Annotated in this window: 10 protein-coding genes and 1 pseudogene; 7 read left to right on the top strand and 4 right to left on the bottom strand. The window is 61.7% G+C overall.

The window, feature by feature from the left end:
- Nucleotides 1-307: 307 nt before the first annotated feature.
- From ABSG20_RS03490 to ABSG20_RS03475, 4 genes and pseudogenes are all read left to right on the top strand, one after another.
- Nucleotides 308-1,717 carry a hypothetical protein gene (locus ABSG20_RS03490; RefSeq protein ID WP_423863089.1) on the top strand — a complete coding sequence of 470 codons (1,410 nt, stop codon included), beginning with the start codon at nucleotides 308-310 and terminating at the stop codon, nucleotides 1,715-1,717.
- Nucleotides 1,718-1,829: 112 nt separating this feature from the next.
- Nucleotides 1,830-2,963 (top strand): annotated as a pseudogene (locus tag ABSG20_RS03485) (glycosyltransferase family 4 protein); the annotation flags it as partial.
- Nucleotides 2,964-3,083: 120 nt separating this feature from the next.
- On the top strand, nucleotides 3,084-4,256 hold the full coding sequence (locus tag ABSG20_RS03480) for a glycosyltransferase family 4 protein (protein ID WP_423863099.1): 1,173 nt from the start codon (nucleotides 3,084-3,086) through the stop codon (nucleotides 4,254-4,256).
- Between the two features lie 238 nt (nucleotides 4,257-4,494).
- Complete coding sequence (locus ABSG20_RS03475; protein ID WP_423863088.1) at nucleotides 4,495-5,520, top strand: MraY family glycosyltransferase; 1,026 nt, start codon at nucleotides 4,495-4,497, stop codon at nucleotides 5,518-5,520.
- Here ABSG20_RS03475 and ABSG20_RS03470 read toward each other — a convergent pair.
- The 4 genes from ABSG20_RS03470 to rfaD all read right to left on the bottom strand — a co-directional run bounded on the left by ABSG20_RS03470 (nucleotide 5,489) and on the right by rfaD (nucleotide 11,275).
- Nucleotides 5,489-7,432 carry an SDR family NAD(P)-dependent oxidoreductase gene (locus tag ABSG20_RS03470; protein ID WP_423863087.1) on the bottom strand — a complete coding sequence of 648 codons (1,944 nt, stop codon included), beginning with the start codon at nucleotides 7,430-7,432 and terminating at the stop codon, nucleotides 5,489-5,491. The two genes, ABSG20_RS03475 and ABSG20_RS03470, sit on opposite strands and share 32 nt — an antisense overlap.
- Before the next feature lie 82 nt (nucleotides 7,433-7,514).
- Complete coding sequence (locus ABSG20_RS03465; protein WP_423863086.1) at nucleotides 7,515-8,801, bottom strand: O-antigen ligase family protein; 1,287 nt, start codon at nucleotides 8,799-8,801, stop codon at nucleotides 7,515-7,517.
- Nucleotides 8,798-10,270, bottom strand: coding sequence for a D-glycero-beta-D-manno-heptose-7-phosphate kinase (gene rfaE1, locus ABSG20_RS03460; RefSeq protein ID WP_423863085.1), 1,473 nt, complete (start codon nucleotides 10,268-10,270; stop codon nucleotides 8,798-8,800). The genes ABSG20_RS03465 and rfaE1 overlap by 4 nt, the downstream gene beginning before the upstream one ends.
- Before the next feature lie 24 nt (nucleotides 10,271-10,294).
- On the bottom strand, nucleotides 10,295-11,275 hold the full coding sequence (gene rfaD / locus ABSG20_RS03455) for an ADP-glyceromanno-heptose 6-epimerase (protein WP_423863084.1): 981 nt from the start codon (nucleotides 11,273-11,275) through the stop codon (nucleotides 10,295-10,297).
- Between the two features lie 170 nt (nucleotides 11,276-11,445).
- On the opposite strand from rfaD, the gene waaF reads away from it, so the two are divergent.
- From waaF to ABSG20_RS03440, 3 genes are all read left to right on the top strand, one after another.
- On the top strand, nucleotides 11,446-12,525 hold the full coding sequence (waaF, locus tag ABSG20_RS03450; RefSeq protein WP_423863083.1) for a lipopolysaccharide heptosyltransferase II: 1,080 nt from the start codon (nucleotides 11,446-11,448) through the stop codon (nucleotides 12,523-12,525).
- Complete coding sequence (locus tag ABSG20_RS03445) at nucleotides 12,522-13,064, top strand: D-glycero-alpha-D-manno-heptose-1,7-bisphosphate 7-phosphatase (RefSeq protein ID WP_423863082.1); 543 nt, start codon at nucleotides 12,522-12,524, stop codon at nucleotides 13,062-13,064. The genes waaF and ABSG20_RS03445 overlap by 4 nt, the downstream gene beginning before the upstream one ends.
- A gap of 675 nt (nucleotides 13,065-13,739) precedes the next feature.
- Nucleotides 13,740-15,628 (top strand): S8 family peptidase (locus tag ABSG20_RS03440; protein WP_423863081.1); only part of this gene is annotated, 1,889 nt, incomplete at its 3' end.

The raw sequence follows: 15,628 nt of genomic DNA, 5'->3' as shown, positions 1-15,628 counted from the left end.
ATCATTATCAAATATACCGCGCCTGGCGGTCTCCTTCAACCGCGATAGATTGCGGGCATCGGAATCGACCCAGGCCATTGGGCATGATCCGCAGCACGAGACGGACAGACGATATCCGAGACGGCGCGGCGCAAACCTGTTAACTAACCACGGCGAGCGGTCCTACAACGCGATCCGGCGTCATTGCACAGCCATATTCGTCAGCCCTGTTGCGATCGAGCGCGAGCTGGGATCAGCTTGGCTCTTTTTTCCAGAGGATCCTTCATGCTGGCGAGGCAGGTCTCTACCGGGGTTTGCAGGAAATGAAATGTTATCAGTAAGCTACGCCGCTGCGGTTGCCGCAATGCTGGTTGCGGCGCTTTATCTTTTTTTCCGGCTGCGCCTGTTCGTAACGACGACCACCATGCTGGTCGGATCGTTGTTGTTGATCTATGGACCTGCATATTTAAGCTACATGCTTAGTTCGGGCGAACACGCCTTTCTGATAAACCTGTTTGCAGATCTGGCTCACTATCCCGATGCACTATTTGCGATCATAAAAGCCAGGGTTGCCGAGTTTGACGCAGTCGTTATCGCGATGAATTTTTCGATAGCATTGATGTACCTTTGTATCATCGTGGGGATTGAGGCGGTCGATCGGCTCGCTGCCGGGCGGATCGAGACCATGCGGACTTCATTGGCGAACTGGAGTGTCCAACCTCTTCGGGATGATATGGACGGGCACCGCATTCTGCTGATCGCAATCCTGGCACTGTTTGCGTTCATGCTATATGTCTCGATTACCGAGCATCACATTACAACGATCTGGAAATTCCTGTCGATTCGGGGAGACGATGAAAGCAATGTCGCGAGAAATGCGTTTCGATTGCATTTTGCCACCAGCCCCAGCTATTCCTACCGTTTGATCCTTGCCGCGGTTGCGCCGATGTTCGTCATCTGGGGTTTGCTGACAGGCTGGTTCAACAAGTCATGGCCGCTGTCCTTGGCCGCAATTCTGCTGTTCCTCGCGACCATGATCGGGAAAATGGACACGCTCAGCAAGGCGCCGCCGGCGTTCTTCCTTGTTCAACTGATGGTGGCTGCCTTGCTTACATTCAGCAATCGGATTACCTGGCGCAGCGCGCTCGGCGGAACCTGCGCGGTCGCGCTGGTGATTTACGCGATCGCTCGTCTGATCATGACGCTCCCGAAGGGTCTCGCAGGATTCGAATTCGTTTATTTTCGTGTCTTCGAGGTGGAAAGTCAGGCGCTGCTGGAAAACTTCGCTACGTTTCCCTTCGTACATCCTCATATGTGGGGTGCCAATATCCGCCCCGTCGCGAGTTTGATGGGACTGCACTACATCCCAAGCTACAGCATCGTGGCTCACACCTGGCAAGGCACTTATGACGTCACCAGCCCTTCGCTCTTCATCGCCGATGCCTGGGCCGATTTTTCCTACGCCGGTGTGATCGTGTTTAGCCTGATAGCCGGCGCAGTTTGCCGTTCCATCGACGCAATTTTCCTGGTGCGGGGGAAGAGTGTTGTCGCGGTCGCCGTGCTCGGTGCCGCGTTTATGGGTGTATTTACGCTTTTGGTAACCGCGTTGAACACGGCCTTGCTGTCCGGCGGACTGCTGCTGGCACCGATCTTGGCCGGCCTGCTGGTGATGGCGACCCGGTATCTGGGGCGGCAACGCCGGACATCCTCGGTTGAGCGTGCAGTCTGCAACGACTAAGAGTCGAACCAGATCACCATGCATGAAATGCTTTTCCATTCGCACCGATCCCATTGCTACCATGCCTGCACTTGATATCCTTGAACCTCCCGACCTTGAACTCGTGAACGAGATGACAGCTGCAACGGCAAGCTCCCCTCGACGATTGCTGTATGTCGCGAACGAGGACTTCGCGTTCCTGCTGAACCGCTTGCCGATGGCTCGGGCAGCGCGCGACGCGGGCTTCGAGGTCCACGTCGCGACCCGTGTCGATAAGGATGCAAAGGCGATCGAGGCCGAGGGCTTCATCCTGCATCGGATCCCGTTCCGGCGCGGTGGACTGTCGCCGTTTGCCGCAATCCCGACGATTCTCGCACTCAGACGTATCGAGGGTAAAATCCGGCCGCAGATCGTGCATCATTCAGGCTTGCAGTGCTGTGTCTATGGGGCAATGGCGGCGCTGGGCAGGAACATCCGGCAGGTCAACGCGATCACTGGCCTGGGCTACATCTTTACGTCCGTTACCTGGCGCACGCGGATGTTAAGAAAGAGCATGGCGTGGCTTCTGCCCTGGCTCTTGAATCGGCGGGCCAACGTCATTCTCGTTCAGAACCCTGACGACCGCTCGGCGCTGGTCGATCTCGGCATCGAGCAGGAACGCATGGTTCTGATCCCCGGGTCGGGCGTAGATACCGATGCGCTGCAGCCATTGCCGGAGCCGGAAGGCCCCATCACCTTTGGCTTTGCCGGGCGCCTCCTGACCGACAAGGGCATCCGCGCATTGGTGGCCGCCCATGGCCTGCTTCGGGATCAGGGCTGCAACGCCAATCTGATCATTGCGGGCAATCCGGACCGGGCCAACCCTGCTTCGGTCGGACTGGAAGAGGTCGAAGAGTGGAGCCGCCGTCCTGGCATCACCTGGCTCGGGCATATCAAGGATATCGTATTTTTGTGGCGGCTCTGCCATTTCGCGGTGCTGCCATCGCACCGCGAAGGGCTGCCCGTCAGTCTGCTGGAAGCCGCGGCCTGTGGCAGGCCGATGATCGCAACGGATGCGCCGGGCTGTCGCGAGATCGTCATTGAAGACCAGACCGGACTGCTGGTTCCGATCGAAAACCCGACGGCGCTCGCCGGAGCAATCAAGAAGCTCGCCATCTCGCCCGAGCTGCGCGAACGCTACGGCAAGGCGGCGCGACAACTGGTCGTCGACAGGCTGTCGGCAAGGATTATCGGATCTTCCATCGTTCGGCTCTACGAAGACTTGACGCTCAGGCACCTCGGCAGCGATTGGGCGCCGGCGCCAGCCGGTGAATGTCTGCCGCGAAGGGGCAAGATCCTGCTGGTCAGCCAGCACTATGCGCCCTTTCCCAGCACCACATCCGGCTACATGACCGAGATCGCGCGAGAACTCGCGAAGAAAAGCCGGGTGATGGTGATCTGCAGTTCGCCCAATTCGGCTTCCCCATCGCCGCCGGTGCCGGGCGAGCCTGAAGTCATCGAGATCAAAAGCTGGTGGCCGGGCAAATCCGCGCTGGTTGCACGATCATTCGCCGCTGTGCTCTTCTCGCTGCAGGTGTTCGTCGCGGTGATGAAGCATGCGCGCCGCGAAGATGTCCTGCTATCGGTGACGACGCCGTTTACGTTGCCATACACGGTTGCGCTGGCCGCCCGGCTTCGAAAGGCCGCGTCAGCCGTGATCATCTATGATCTTTATCCAGATACGCTGGTGATGGCCGGCTTTCTGCACGCATCCTCTTTCCTCACCAGGTGGCTCCGATCGGCCAACAAGAGGATGTTTCGATGGCTCGATGCGATCATCATCATCGGTCGCGACATGCGCTCGAAACTGCTCGATTACCCAAAAATGGCGGCGTCCAAGGTCATCCTGATTCCGAACTGGTCTACACTGCCCGTAGGCTACAGGGAATTGAACCCCGAGAATCCATATCGTCGGCGCTACGCAGGCCGATTTATCGTCGCCATGTCGGGAAATGCCGGCTTTACCCACGATCCGGCGTCCGTTTTCGAAGCTGCCCGGATTTTGCAAGACAATGAGGATATTCACTTTCTGCTTTCGGGTGAAGGCGTGGGCTGGGCCAAGCTCAACGATATGCAGGCCGCCTCACCTCTTTCCAACGTCACGCTGATCGAGCGGGTCGGCGAATCCGATCTGGAGAGTTTTCTCGCCGCAGGCGACGTCTGGATCATTCCCTACCGCAAGCAAAACACGGGGGTGTCGGTGCCGAGCCGCATCTACAACCTGCTCGCTGTCGGGCGCCCGATCATTATCTGTTCGGAGCCGGACGCCGAGGCAGCTATGCTGGTGCAGGAAGAGAATATTGGGTGGGTGACGCCACCCGAAGATCCAAAGGCGATCGCCGAAATAATCAGTCTCGCCGCCTCCAGCGCCGCTGGCACCATTGCAAAAGGCCATCGGGCAGCCCAGATTGCTCCACGCTTCACCCCGCAGATCTCGCTAGACGCCTACCGTGATCTGATGGACGCGCTGCTCGACCATCAGCTGGCCCGCAGCCGCGATCGCTTGAATGCCGTCCCCTGAACTCATGCCTGCCGCCGCGTTGCCGCTGGCTGTGAGGCATCGATCCCCGGGGGCAATGCGAGCTGCTCCGAAGAATGCAAGACAGGGTCGGTGCTGGTTTGGTTTTTCTGTCGAAATGCCCTACCTGATTGCGCCGTATATTGACCGGCGGCAGGTTCGTACGCATCGTGTTCCAAAATGACGCCCCCTTGCGGTCCGCATGGGCAACCCACCTCCAACAGCCGCTGGCTATGCTCTCGTGATCGATAAAGATCCGCACCGCGCGGTCCTGGCTCTCGTCCCGGTCGCAGCCGCGCTGATTTGCGCCGGCCTGATCGTGCTGCTTCGTCCGTTGCTCCAGCGCTATGCGCTGGCCCGGCCAAACGCGCGGTCGTCGCACCTCACACCCACACCACAGGGCGGCGGCATCGCCGTGATGGCCGCTACTGCGCTCGCCACGGCCCTGACGTCGTACCTGGGCACCCCCTACCCGGATAACGCGATCCCCGTCGTCCTGGCTGCCGCGTTCTGTCTTGCGGCCGTCGGGATGATCGATGATCTCCGACCGATCCCCGTGCTGCCCCGCCTGGCGCTGCAACTCGCCGCGGTCGCGCTGCTGTTTGCGACCCTGCCATCCCAGCTGCGCATCCTGGAAGCGATCCCGCTTGTGCTGGAGCGCGGATTGTTGATGCTCGGATTGCTATGGTTCATCAACCTCGTGAATTTTATGGACGGGCTGGACTGGATGACGGTGGCGGAAATGCTGCCGATGACGCTGGCGCTGGCGGCCTTTGCATTCGTGGGTGAAGCGCCCATAGACATTCTGCCGATTGCATTGGCTCTCGGCGGCGCATTGCTCGGCTTTGCGCCGTTCAACCGGCCGGTCGCCCGACTGTTTCTGGGCGACGTCGGCAGCCTGCCGATCGGCCTGCTGACGGGCTGGTGCCTGCTCGAACTTGCAGGGCGCCAGCATCTCGCCGCGGCGCTGTTGCTGCCACTCTACTATCTCGGCGACGCGACCATCACCCTGTTCCGGCGAATGGCCAATCGCGAGCGCTTCTGGGACGCTCACCGGTCGCATTTCTACCAGCGGGCAACCGATAACGGCTTCAGTGTCGGGCAAGTCGTCGCCAACGTATTCCTGCTCAATGCGCTTTTGGCTGGCCTGGCGGCGGTGTCGATCGCCATCCCCTCGCCGCCGGTCGATGCGGCGATGCTGGTGATCGGAACGCTCGGAGTTTTGGCCGTGCTGGTCAGGTTTTCGCGGTCACGGGCTGTTGGCTAGCCGGGAGGCGCGCGCCGGCTGCGAATTCCGGGATCGCCTCATTCAGCACGAGCTCGATCATGCTTCGCTGCTCGCCATCGACCGCGTCATGAAGCCTGGCCAACCAGGCGCGCATCGCCTCGCGCGACGGCTCGCGAGGGCGCGCGGCCACGATACCAGCGACGCCGATCTCAACCGTCTCCTCTTCATGCGCGAACAGAATTTCGTTCAGCCGTTCTCCCGGCCGCATCCCGGTGAACACGATCTCGATATCGTGGCCGGGCTGCAGGCCGGAAAGCCGGATCATCCTCTCCGCGAGGTCGACGATCCTGACCGGCTGCCCCATGTTGAGAACATAGACCGACACATCCGAATGCTGCCTTCCCAGCGCATGGGTGGCGGCGGTTAGCACGAGATCACAGGCCTCGCGGATCGTCATGAAATACCGGACCATATCGGGGTGGGTGACCGTGACCGGCCCGCCGGCCTCGATCTGGGCCTTGAACTTCGGGACCACCGATCCGTTGGAGGCCAGTACGTTGCCAAATCTCACGGAGATCAGGCGCATCGGCGGCTTGCCGTCCGGCTGGAACGCCAGTTCGCGATCAATCGCCTGGCAATACATTTCGGCAAATCGCTTGGTCAGCCCCAGCATCGAGACCGGCTCGATCGCCTTGTCGGTCGAGATCATCACCATCGCCGCGGCGCCTGCCGCCCGGGCCGCGTCGGCGACGTTTACCGACCCGAAAATGTTGGTCTTGACCCCCTCGCTCCAGTCGCGCTCGAGGATCGGGACATGCTTGAGGGCTGCGGCGTGAAACACGATGTCCGGCTTGAATTCATTCATCAGCTGCAGCACACGGTCGCGATCGCGAATATCGGCAATCCGCCCCTCGATGGCGGCGCTGCTCTCGTGCGCCGCAAGGGCTTCGGTGACGGCATAGAGCGCGGGCTCGGAGTTTTCGATCACGAGCAATCGCGCCGCGCCAAAGGTCACGACACGATCGCAAATCTCCGAACCGATCGAGCCGCCACCGCCGGTGACGATGACGGCCTTGTTTTTCACCAGGGCTTCGAGACGGACGTAATCGATCTTTTCGCTCGGACGCAACAGCAGGTCCTCCACCGCAACCGGGGTCAGCCGCGGCGTATCCCCGCTTTCGAGCGACGGCAGCCGGTTCACGACGAGGCCGAGCCGGCGCGCCCGCATCAGCACGGCCTCGGGCCGCGCCTCGGGGTCGAACGCCGACGGTGTCATCAACACGCGCTTGATCGGCTTGCCGCGCCTGGCAAACTCGCGAAACACGTCCTCGATATCGTCGATTGCACCGAGCACCGGAATATTGCGGATCGACTGCCCTTGGTCAGCCATCGACGGCGATAACAGGCCGACCGGCCAAAGCTGCTTGACGGCGCCGCTTTCTATACCACGCAACAGGATCTCGGCGTCCGCCGCGCGGCCGATCAACAGGGTCGGCGATGCGTCCTCGGTACGGGCATGGCGACGCACGCGCGTGTAGCGAAAATAACGGTAGGCAAAGCGCAAGGCGCTCAGGAAGAACACCTCGAGGAACCAATACAGCACGATCGTGATCTTGCCGAGGAAGAAGGTGCCTTTGACATTGGGCGCGACAAAAACGTAATCCAGCGCCAGCAACGCTACCGTCAGCACCGTGGCGGCGCGCAGGATGTTCAGCGCATCGGGAAGGGAAATGAAGCGCCATTTCGTGGTGGTCAGATGAAAGGCGTAACAGACAACCACGCTCAGGGCGATGAAATACGGCAGGATGTCCAGCAATAGCGGCAGCCGTTCGGTAAATAACTCTCCCTCGAAGCGCAGATAGAAACTGGCCAGCACCGCCAGCGTCGTCGCCAGGGCGTCGTGCAACGCAATCAAGAAATTGCGCGAGGTCAGATGTGTGAAACGCATCATTTCGCTGACCGGTACTGAATCCTGGAGGGATCTCGCCGTTGCGATGCCGCTAATAGCTCATCCGGTGCGTGCATGCCAACCATCATGCGCTGCCGGGCGGTCGCGCCCCCGCGGCCGCTTCGCGCGAACTGCTTTTCAGCTTCATTCCACCGGCGACGCCGACGCCCAGGACATACATCCATCCTTCATGGAAATCGAACAGGTGCGAATTGAACAGGGATGTGAAGATATTCTGGGCCACGACCAGCAATCCGATCCAGTTTGCCATGTCGTCGCCACGGAACATCCGCAGGTGCACGAACCACATCGCGTACAGCGTTATGATTCCGATCGCGCCCCACTGCACCGCCATGTTCAGGGTCTGGTTGTGCGGGTTTCCGACGACATCGGCGCCGGCGCCGGTCTGTCCCACCGCGGCCCGCTCAAACAGACCACGCGTCGATCCCGTGCCATGCCCCAGGATCGGAGCCTCGGTAAAAAACTGCAGCGATTTTTTCCAATATTCCAGCCGCAGACCGCCCGAGGTCGGCTTGTTTGTCTCCTTGTACAGCTCGTAATCACTCAGGAACGAGGTCGTCGTCGCGCGTATCTGGGGCGAGATTTTCCAGGCCAGCCCCGCGAACAAGACCATGACGCAAAATATCACGACGATACTTCTCCACTTCAGGTGCAAGAGCGCGAACACCGCCAACATGACCGGTATCGTGACCAGCGCTGTCCGCGACACGATCACAAAAATCATGTTGACGACGAAGCTGAGCGAGATCGCAGCGAGCAGCACCGCCTGCCAAATCCTGTTTGTCCGCAGCAAGGCCACGACCGGATAAGCCAGCGCGACGGCGCAGAATGCAAATTCCTGGCTCTGGTCGATATAGTTCTTGACTGGAACGCCGGGACTCTGGGTTAGCGTGACCTTCAGTTGCGGAACGAACAGAACGATCCAGGACAGCGCCATCAGCAGTGTGCAAGCGATCAGAAAGGCCAGCAATATCCATAGACCGCGCCCGGAGCGCGCGAAATGATAGAACAACGCCGGCAGCACAAGCAGCTTCAATGTCGGGCCGATCGCGTACAGGCGCGCGCCCCACGCCGCATCCGACCACAGCGTTCCTGCGACCGCCAAGGCAAACAGCGCCAGCGGCAGCGTACAGACTGGGCGCCGCAACAATTGCAGAAAGGCCTTGGCGTCGAAGAACGGCGCCTGCGCCACCAGGAATGCAGCGGCAAAAATCGCCACCAGCGATGTCGACCAGGGCAGCGCAACCGCAATCAGGATGGCGAGGATATCCGCCGTGGTCAGCCAGGCGGCCGGATCGCGCCATAGCCGCGACAACAGCGCCGTCCCCGGCAAGCTTGCCTCAGCGCTCACACCTTGCCTCCGCGCGCGCGATCAACCAGCGATGTCGTGCTGAAACCGGGCAGGACCTCGACCAGCAGCACTTCGCCGCCATTTGCCTCGACGATCTCGTGACCGACGACCTGGTCGCGGGCATAGTCTCCGCCCTTCACCAGCACGCTCGGTCTGATCTCCTTGATCAGGTTGATCGGCGTGTCCTCCTCAAACAGTGCGACGAGATCGACCGCCTCCAGCGCCGCCAGCACTTCCGCGCGCGCCTGCTCGTGCTGGACCGGCCGTCCCTCGCCTTTCAGCCGCCGCGCCGATGCATCGCTGTTCAAGCCAACGACCAGGCGGTCGCAGGCGCCGCGCGCCGCGGTCAGGACCTTGACGTGGCCGGGATGCAGAATGTCGAAACAGCCGTTGGTGAATCCGATCCGCAAGGCCTGCTTTCGCCACTCCAGCAGTTGGGGGCCGAGATCACCGCCAACCGCAATAATCTTTTCCTCCGCCGCGAGGAACGCATGTGGAAGGATCTTCCGGCGCAATTCCGCTGAAGTCACGCTGGCGGCGCCTTTCTTGCTGACCGCCACCGCGGCGGCCGCGTTGGCCATCCGCAGGGCGGTCTCCCAATCGGCTCCCGCGCCAAGCGCCAGCGCGAGGACGGCGGCAACCGTATCGCCCGCGCCGGAGACATCACGTACCTTGACGGGATGGCCCGGCACATGGATGGCTTCCCCGTTGCGGGACACCAGCGTCATGCCGTGCTCGCTCTGCGTCACCAGGATGGCCTCGCAATCGGCAAGCTGCATCAGCTCCTGCGCGGCTTCCGCGATGCTGTTTTCGGAATCGGCGCGGCTGCGGGTCGCATCCGCGAACTCCTTGCGATTCGGCTTGATCAGCGTCGCGCCGCGATAGATCGCAAGGTTGGGGCTCTTGGGATCGACGATGACGCGCTTGCCGAGTTTTCGGGCGGCGTCGATGATGTTGCGGATCACCCGCGCCGTCAGCACGCCCTTGGCATAGTCGGACAGCAGGACGATATCCGAACGCGGCAGCAGCGGCAGGACTGCATCGATCAGTTTCTGCTCGATATCGGCCGCGGCCGGTGTAGCAAATTCCCAGTCCGCGCGCAGCATATGCGTCGAAAAATGCTCCGACACGAAGCGCACCTTGCGCGTCGTTGGCCGTCGGGGATCGCACACCAGCACGCTTTCGATCAGGCCCTCGCGCGCCAGCTCCGCCTGCAACGTTTTGCCGGCCTCGTCGTCGCCGATCATCCCGACAAAGATGCAGCGTGCCCCGAGCGAGGCAATGTTGCGGGCGACGTTGCCGGCGCCGCCGATATCGGTCTCGGTGCGCTGCACGGCAATCACCGGCGCCGGCGCTTCCGGTGAAATCCGGGACACTTCGCCGTAGACGAATTCGTCGAGCATGAGGTCGCCGACGCACAGCACCGTCTGGCGGGTGATCGCTTGCGACAGGGCGTCAAAATCGAACATCTGTTCTCGTTGTTTGTGGCGCGGTCAGCGAAAGCGATCGGCCGAATCGAGGTAGCCCTTGACGTAGGTCGCGACCGCCGCTTCCAGCGCGGTAAAGCCGCCGTTGTAGCCGGCGCCGCATAGACGATCGACCTCGCTTTGGGTGAAGTACTGGTAGCTGCCGCGGATCGGCTCGGGCATGTCCACATACTGGATATTCGGGGTGGTGCCGAGCGCGGCATAGGCCGATAGCATCAAATCCCTGAAGCTGCGCGCCCGGCCGGTGCCGACGTTGAAGATGCCGCTGACCGAGGGCACAGCTATTAGCCACATCATCACCCGCACGACATCGTCGACATAGATGAAATCACGCCGCTGATCGCCGTCCGCGATCCCTTCGCGGTGGGATTTGAACAGCTGCACCGGCCGGCCGGCCTTGATGTCGTCGAAGCGCCGCGCCAGCACGCTCATCATCGCGCCCTTGTGATATTCATTGGGGCCGAACACGTTGAAAAACTTCAGCCCGGTCCATTGCGGCGGCAGCTTTTCGCCTCGTGCTGCGCGCCCGACCACCGCCATATCGAACAGATGCTTGCTCCAGCCATACAGGTTCATCGGCCGCAGCGCCTTCAGCGCCGGTATCGAAGCATCATCGCGAAAGCCCTGCGCGCCATCGCCATAGGTCGATGCCGATGAGGCATAAATGAACGGCGTCGCGTTGGCCGCGCACCAGTCAAGCAGCTGCATCGACAGGCGAAAATTGGTCTCGATCACCAGATCGCCATCGGTCGCGGTGGTGTCCGAGATGGCTCCGAGATGGATCAGCGCATCCAACCGGCGGTCTTTCAGCCAAACCGGCAATTCCGCTGGCGGCACGATATCGGCGAGCTGGCGCTTGGCGAGGTTGCGCCATTTGCCGTCATGGCCGAGCCCATCGCAAACGGCGACATCGGCGCGGCCGGCGTCGTTCAACGCGGCCACGAGATTCGATCCGATAAAACCGGCGCCGCCGGTCACCAGCAACATTCCTTGACCCTGCCTTGATTGCGCTACGAAAGCTTTGCCCCAGTCGCGCCCCGCAGGCAACTTCAGTCGCCCGGCTCGGCGAAGCCGCGCGGCCCCGGTTTGGTGACTTTACCCCGCGGCAAGGAGCAGTTACCGACAAGGTCGACATCGACAGGCGCCGATTCCAAATTATGAACATGGATTCAGAAAAATTGATGGCGATGGTAGATCCGGATGATACAAGTCCGATTCTGGTCATCCCCTATATGTGGATTGGTGACTTTGTCCGCGGCCATACCGTGGTCCGCGTCCTGAAACAACGCTGGCCTCATCGGCCCGTCGATGTCCTGGTGACGCCCCTGTGCGCCCCGCTGGTCGATTATATGCCCGGGGTGCGCGCAGGGATCGTGTGGGACCTGCCGCGCAGCAGGCTTGCCCTAACCAAACAATGGGGCCTGGCGGCCCAGCTGCGGGCCAGGAACTATGGCACCGCGCTGGTGCTGCCCCGCACCTGGAAAGCGGCGATTGCGCCAGCGCTCGCCGGTATTCCCGAACGGGTGGGCTTTGTCGGCGAGGCCAGGTTCGGGCTGATCAACCGATGGCGCTGGGGTGAGAATGCCCTGCCCCGTTTCATCGACAAGAACGCCGCGCTGGCGCTGCAGGATGGGGCGCCATTGCCCGGGGAGTGGCCGGTGCCACAGCTACGGGTTCCCGGCGGGGAAACCGACCGCTGGCGGCAAACCAACCAGCTCGGCGGAGGCCCGGTTGTGGCGCTGGCGCCGGGCTCGGTCGGCGCCTCCAAGCGCTGGACCTATTATCCGCAGGCCGCCCGGCTCTTGGTCGAGCACGGGTTCGAGGTCTGGGTGGTCGGCGGCCCGACCGAACAGACGCTGGCGGCGGAAATCGTGGCCGTTGGCGGTCCCTGCGTGCACGACCTCACCGGCCCCGATCTGCGCAACGGCATTCTGGCGATGGCGGCGGCGGACGCAGCGATTTCAAACGATTCCGGCTTAATGCACATCGCGGCGGCGCTGGGCACGCCAACCATTGGCATTTTCGGCCCCACCAGCCCCTATCACTGGGCGCCCCTGAACGGCCTCGCGGCCACGGTTCAGACCAAAACCACCCTAGCATGCCAGCCCTGCCACCGTCCGGTCTGCACCATGAACGAGCATCGCTGCATGCGGGATATCCCCGCCTCCGACGTTGTTGATATCGCCGAGCGCCTGCTTTCTGGAGGCCCCCGCGAATTGGAAGTCACCACGAAATGAGTGGCATCTTTGCGGCCGGCTCGGCGCCAAGACCCGCCGCATTCCTCGACCGCGACGGCGTCGTCAACCACGACGACGGCTACATGGGCACACCAGAGCGGATTCGCTGGATGCCGAACGCGGCGAAGGCGATTCGGCGTCTCAACGAGGCCGGATACCTGGTGTTCTTTTTCACCAATCAATCCGGCGTGGCTCGCGGCTTCTTTACCGAGGACGCGCTGCAAGCGCTGCACGACTGGATGTGCGCCGAACTCGCCGCAGCGGGCGCCCGGATCGACGATATCCGCTATTGCCCGCATCATCCCGAGGGATTTGTGGCCGGCTATCTCGAGGATCACCACTGGCGCAAGCCAAGCCCTGGCATGATCCTCGACCTGATGGCGCACTGGCCGGTGCAACGCCAAGGCAGTTTTGTCATTGGCGACCGCCCGACCGATATCGCTGCGGCGCAAGCAGCGGGACTGCCGGGCTTCCTGTTCGAAGGCGGCGATCTCGATGCCTTCGTGGCGGATGTTCTCGTGCGAACGCGCGTGGAATAAGGACAGCCTGCCGGCACATCGCTCGCGGCAAGCGCTGGTTCGGCCGAAGTGAGTGCGTGCGCCAATTCGTTTTCAGTGCTCTTGCGATCGCTACTGTAACCCTGCAGACGGCTTCGGTGACAATTGGAGGGGCGGACAACGATTACTCATAAACGGCGTGCGCGATGAACTCATACCAACCGCGGTTGAAGTCCTCGGCAACCGGTCCTGTAGATGAAATCAGCGTTACATCGCGCTCCCCGAGGTGTCGTTTTCGGCGTGAAGCGAGCCGAAACCGGTCCTGTTCAGTTGCAGCCTGGAACCAGGCAATCCTGACTTGTAGAAAAACCACAGAAAGAGCTACGCGCCTCAAAAAAAGCCGCAAATTAGCCGGCATCACTAACGCCGGCTTTACGCTGGCGTGTTATCTGTTTCCCTCGCGAGTCGGTCTTGTCCATCTCGGCAAATCCCGACGGAAGAAAGTGCCCGGAATCTCTTGTTGCGTGCCAAATCTAATTGAGTGCCAGAGCAATGAACTCCCGATTCGATATTGACCCGCAAGATTCGTTCGATAACTCTTTCAATTCTGCCCAGGCCGACCTTAACTTCGGTACTTCCGCCATAATCGACGGCGGACCTATCTTCGCTGGCGCTCCTGCGGAGATTTTGCCGGTTACCGCGCTTCCGAACCTGGATGTGGCCTCCACCGGCCTCGATAACGACATCGCGGTACCGGTGCAGACCGCTGATGTCACGGACCAGATTTCCAACGATTTCTTCGATTGGACCGCACCGGAAAATAACGGCGGCACCACGGCGGCAGCGCCTCTGTTGGCTTCGTCAGCGCCGGCGCCTGATGCCGCGGCCGGATCGACCGGCGAGCACACCACCGCTCAGGCCAACCTTGGTTACGCCGATGAAGCCCAGTCGCAGGCCGACTATCAGCTGTTCTATAACAGCCCAACCACAGCCTCGTTTATCGGCAACGGCGCATTTGCGGCGCCAACGGCCGTTTCCCTCAATCCCATCACGTCAGCTACTCAGCCGGCACATGTTGCAAACTCGGAAGGGCAGGCAGAGGCAACATCCGGCGCAATCACCGAAGCCGTCGGCCCCCAGGGCGCCACCGCTCAGCAAGTGCAGCAAGCCTTGGACGAGAGCGGCCTAAGCGTCAACGGCAGCGGCATCAAAGTCGGCGTGATCTCCGACAGCTTCAACGATCTCGGCGGCGCGGCCGCGGACGAAGCCGACGGGGCGCTGCCGACCGCTTCCAACATTGACGTCATCAAGGACCTGCCGTCCGGCGGCACCGACGAGGGCCGCGCGATGATGCAGGTCATCCACGACATCGCCCCCGGAGCGAGCCTCGCGTTTTACACCGCCGACGAGAGCGAACAGGACTTTGCCAATGGCATCCTCGCGCTCGCCGCCGCCGGCTGCAAGGTGATTTGCGACGATGTCGCGTATTACGACGAGCCGTTCTTTCAGAACGGCGTGGTCGCGCAGGCCATTCAAACCGTCGAGGCGGAAGGCGTCACCTATGTCACGGCGGCCGGCAATGAGGCCAGCAATGGCTATCAGGCCGCCTGGACGCCGATATCGGGTTCATTCGACGGAATTAATCTCACTGACGCCGAGAGCTTCGGAGGCAGCCTCGTTCAGACCGTTACGATTAATGCCGAGGGGACCGGCTATACGGTTCCTTTGGTGCTGCAGTGGAACCAGCCCTACGGCGCCGCCACCTCGAATCTCGAGATGGTCGTTTTCCGCAGTAATGGGACCCTCCTTGGCGAGTTTACGAACCAAAACGCCGGGCAGGAACTGCACAACCCGCTGGTGATATGGGGGCTTGGCACTGGAACCTATTACGTTGCCATCGAGAATTTGTCCGGGCCTAATCCCGGGCTGATCAAGGAGATCACCGAGGGCGATGGCCTGCCGGCCACGATCAGCGGTGCCAATACCGGGACCGTCGTGGGCCACGCCGAGACCCCCGGCGCGATCACCGCCGGCGCTGTCAGCGCCGCCGATACGCCGGCTTTCGGTTTCTCTCCGACGAGCGAAAGCTTCTCTTCGTCAGGCGCCGGCGCGGAGCTTCTGTTCGCCAACAATGGCACCGCACTGTCTTCACCGGACCTGCTTGATCCGGTCGTGGTTTCCAGCGTGGACGACATCGCCACGACCATTTCGGGAAATCTCGGCGATTTCTACGGCACTTCGGCGGCGTCGGCGAGCCTGGCCGGCGTGGCCGCTCTCATCTTGGCGGCCAATCCCAGCCTGACTGCGGCTGAGGTCGAGCAGATCATGCAGGAAACCGCGCTGCCGATGTCGAATTCGGCCGTCAGCGGGGCAGGTCTGGTGCAGGTCGACCCGGCGGTCGCGGCGGCCTTCGCGCTTGAAACGACAGTCATCGAGTCGTTCGGCTCGACCAGTTTGGTTCAGGTCGGCCACAATTATTATCTCGATAGTGTGGGCAGCGGAACCGGACCTGAGCTGCAATATGGCGGGGCGCCTGTTGCAGCGGGTGAATTTGTCGGCGCCACGCTAATCGGCGCAGAAGCGACCGCGACAGGCTACGAGGTCGC

The sequence above is a fragment of the Bradyrhizobium sp. genome (assembly GCF_049512235.1).
In the GTDB taxonomy this organism is placed as follows: Bacteria; Pseudomonadota; Alphaproteobacteria; order Rhizobiales; family Xanthobacteraceae; genus Bradyrhizobium.
The sequence above is the reverse complement of the archived record's forward strand: the minus strand, read 5'-3'. Positions and strand labels throughout refer to the sequence as shown.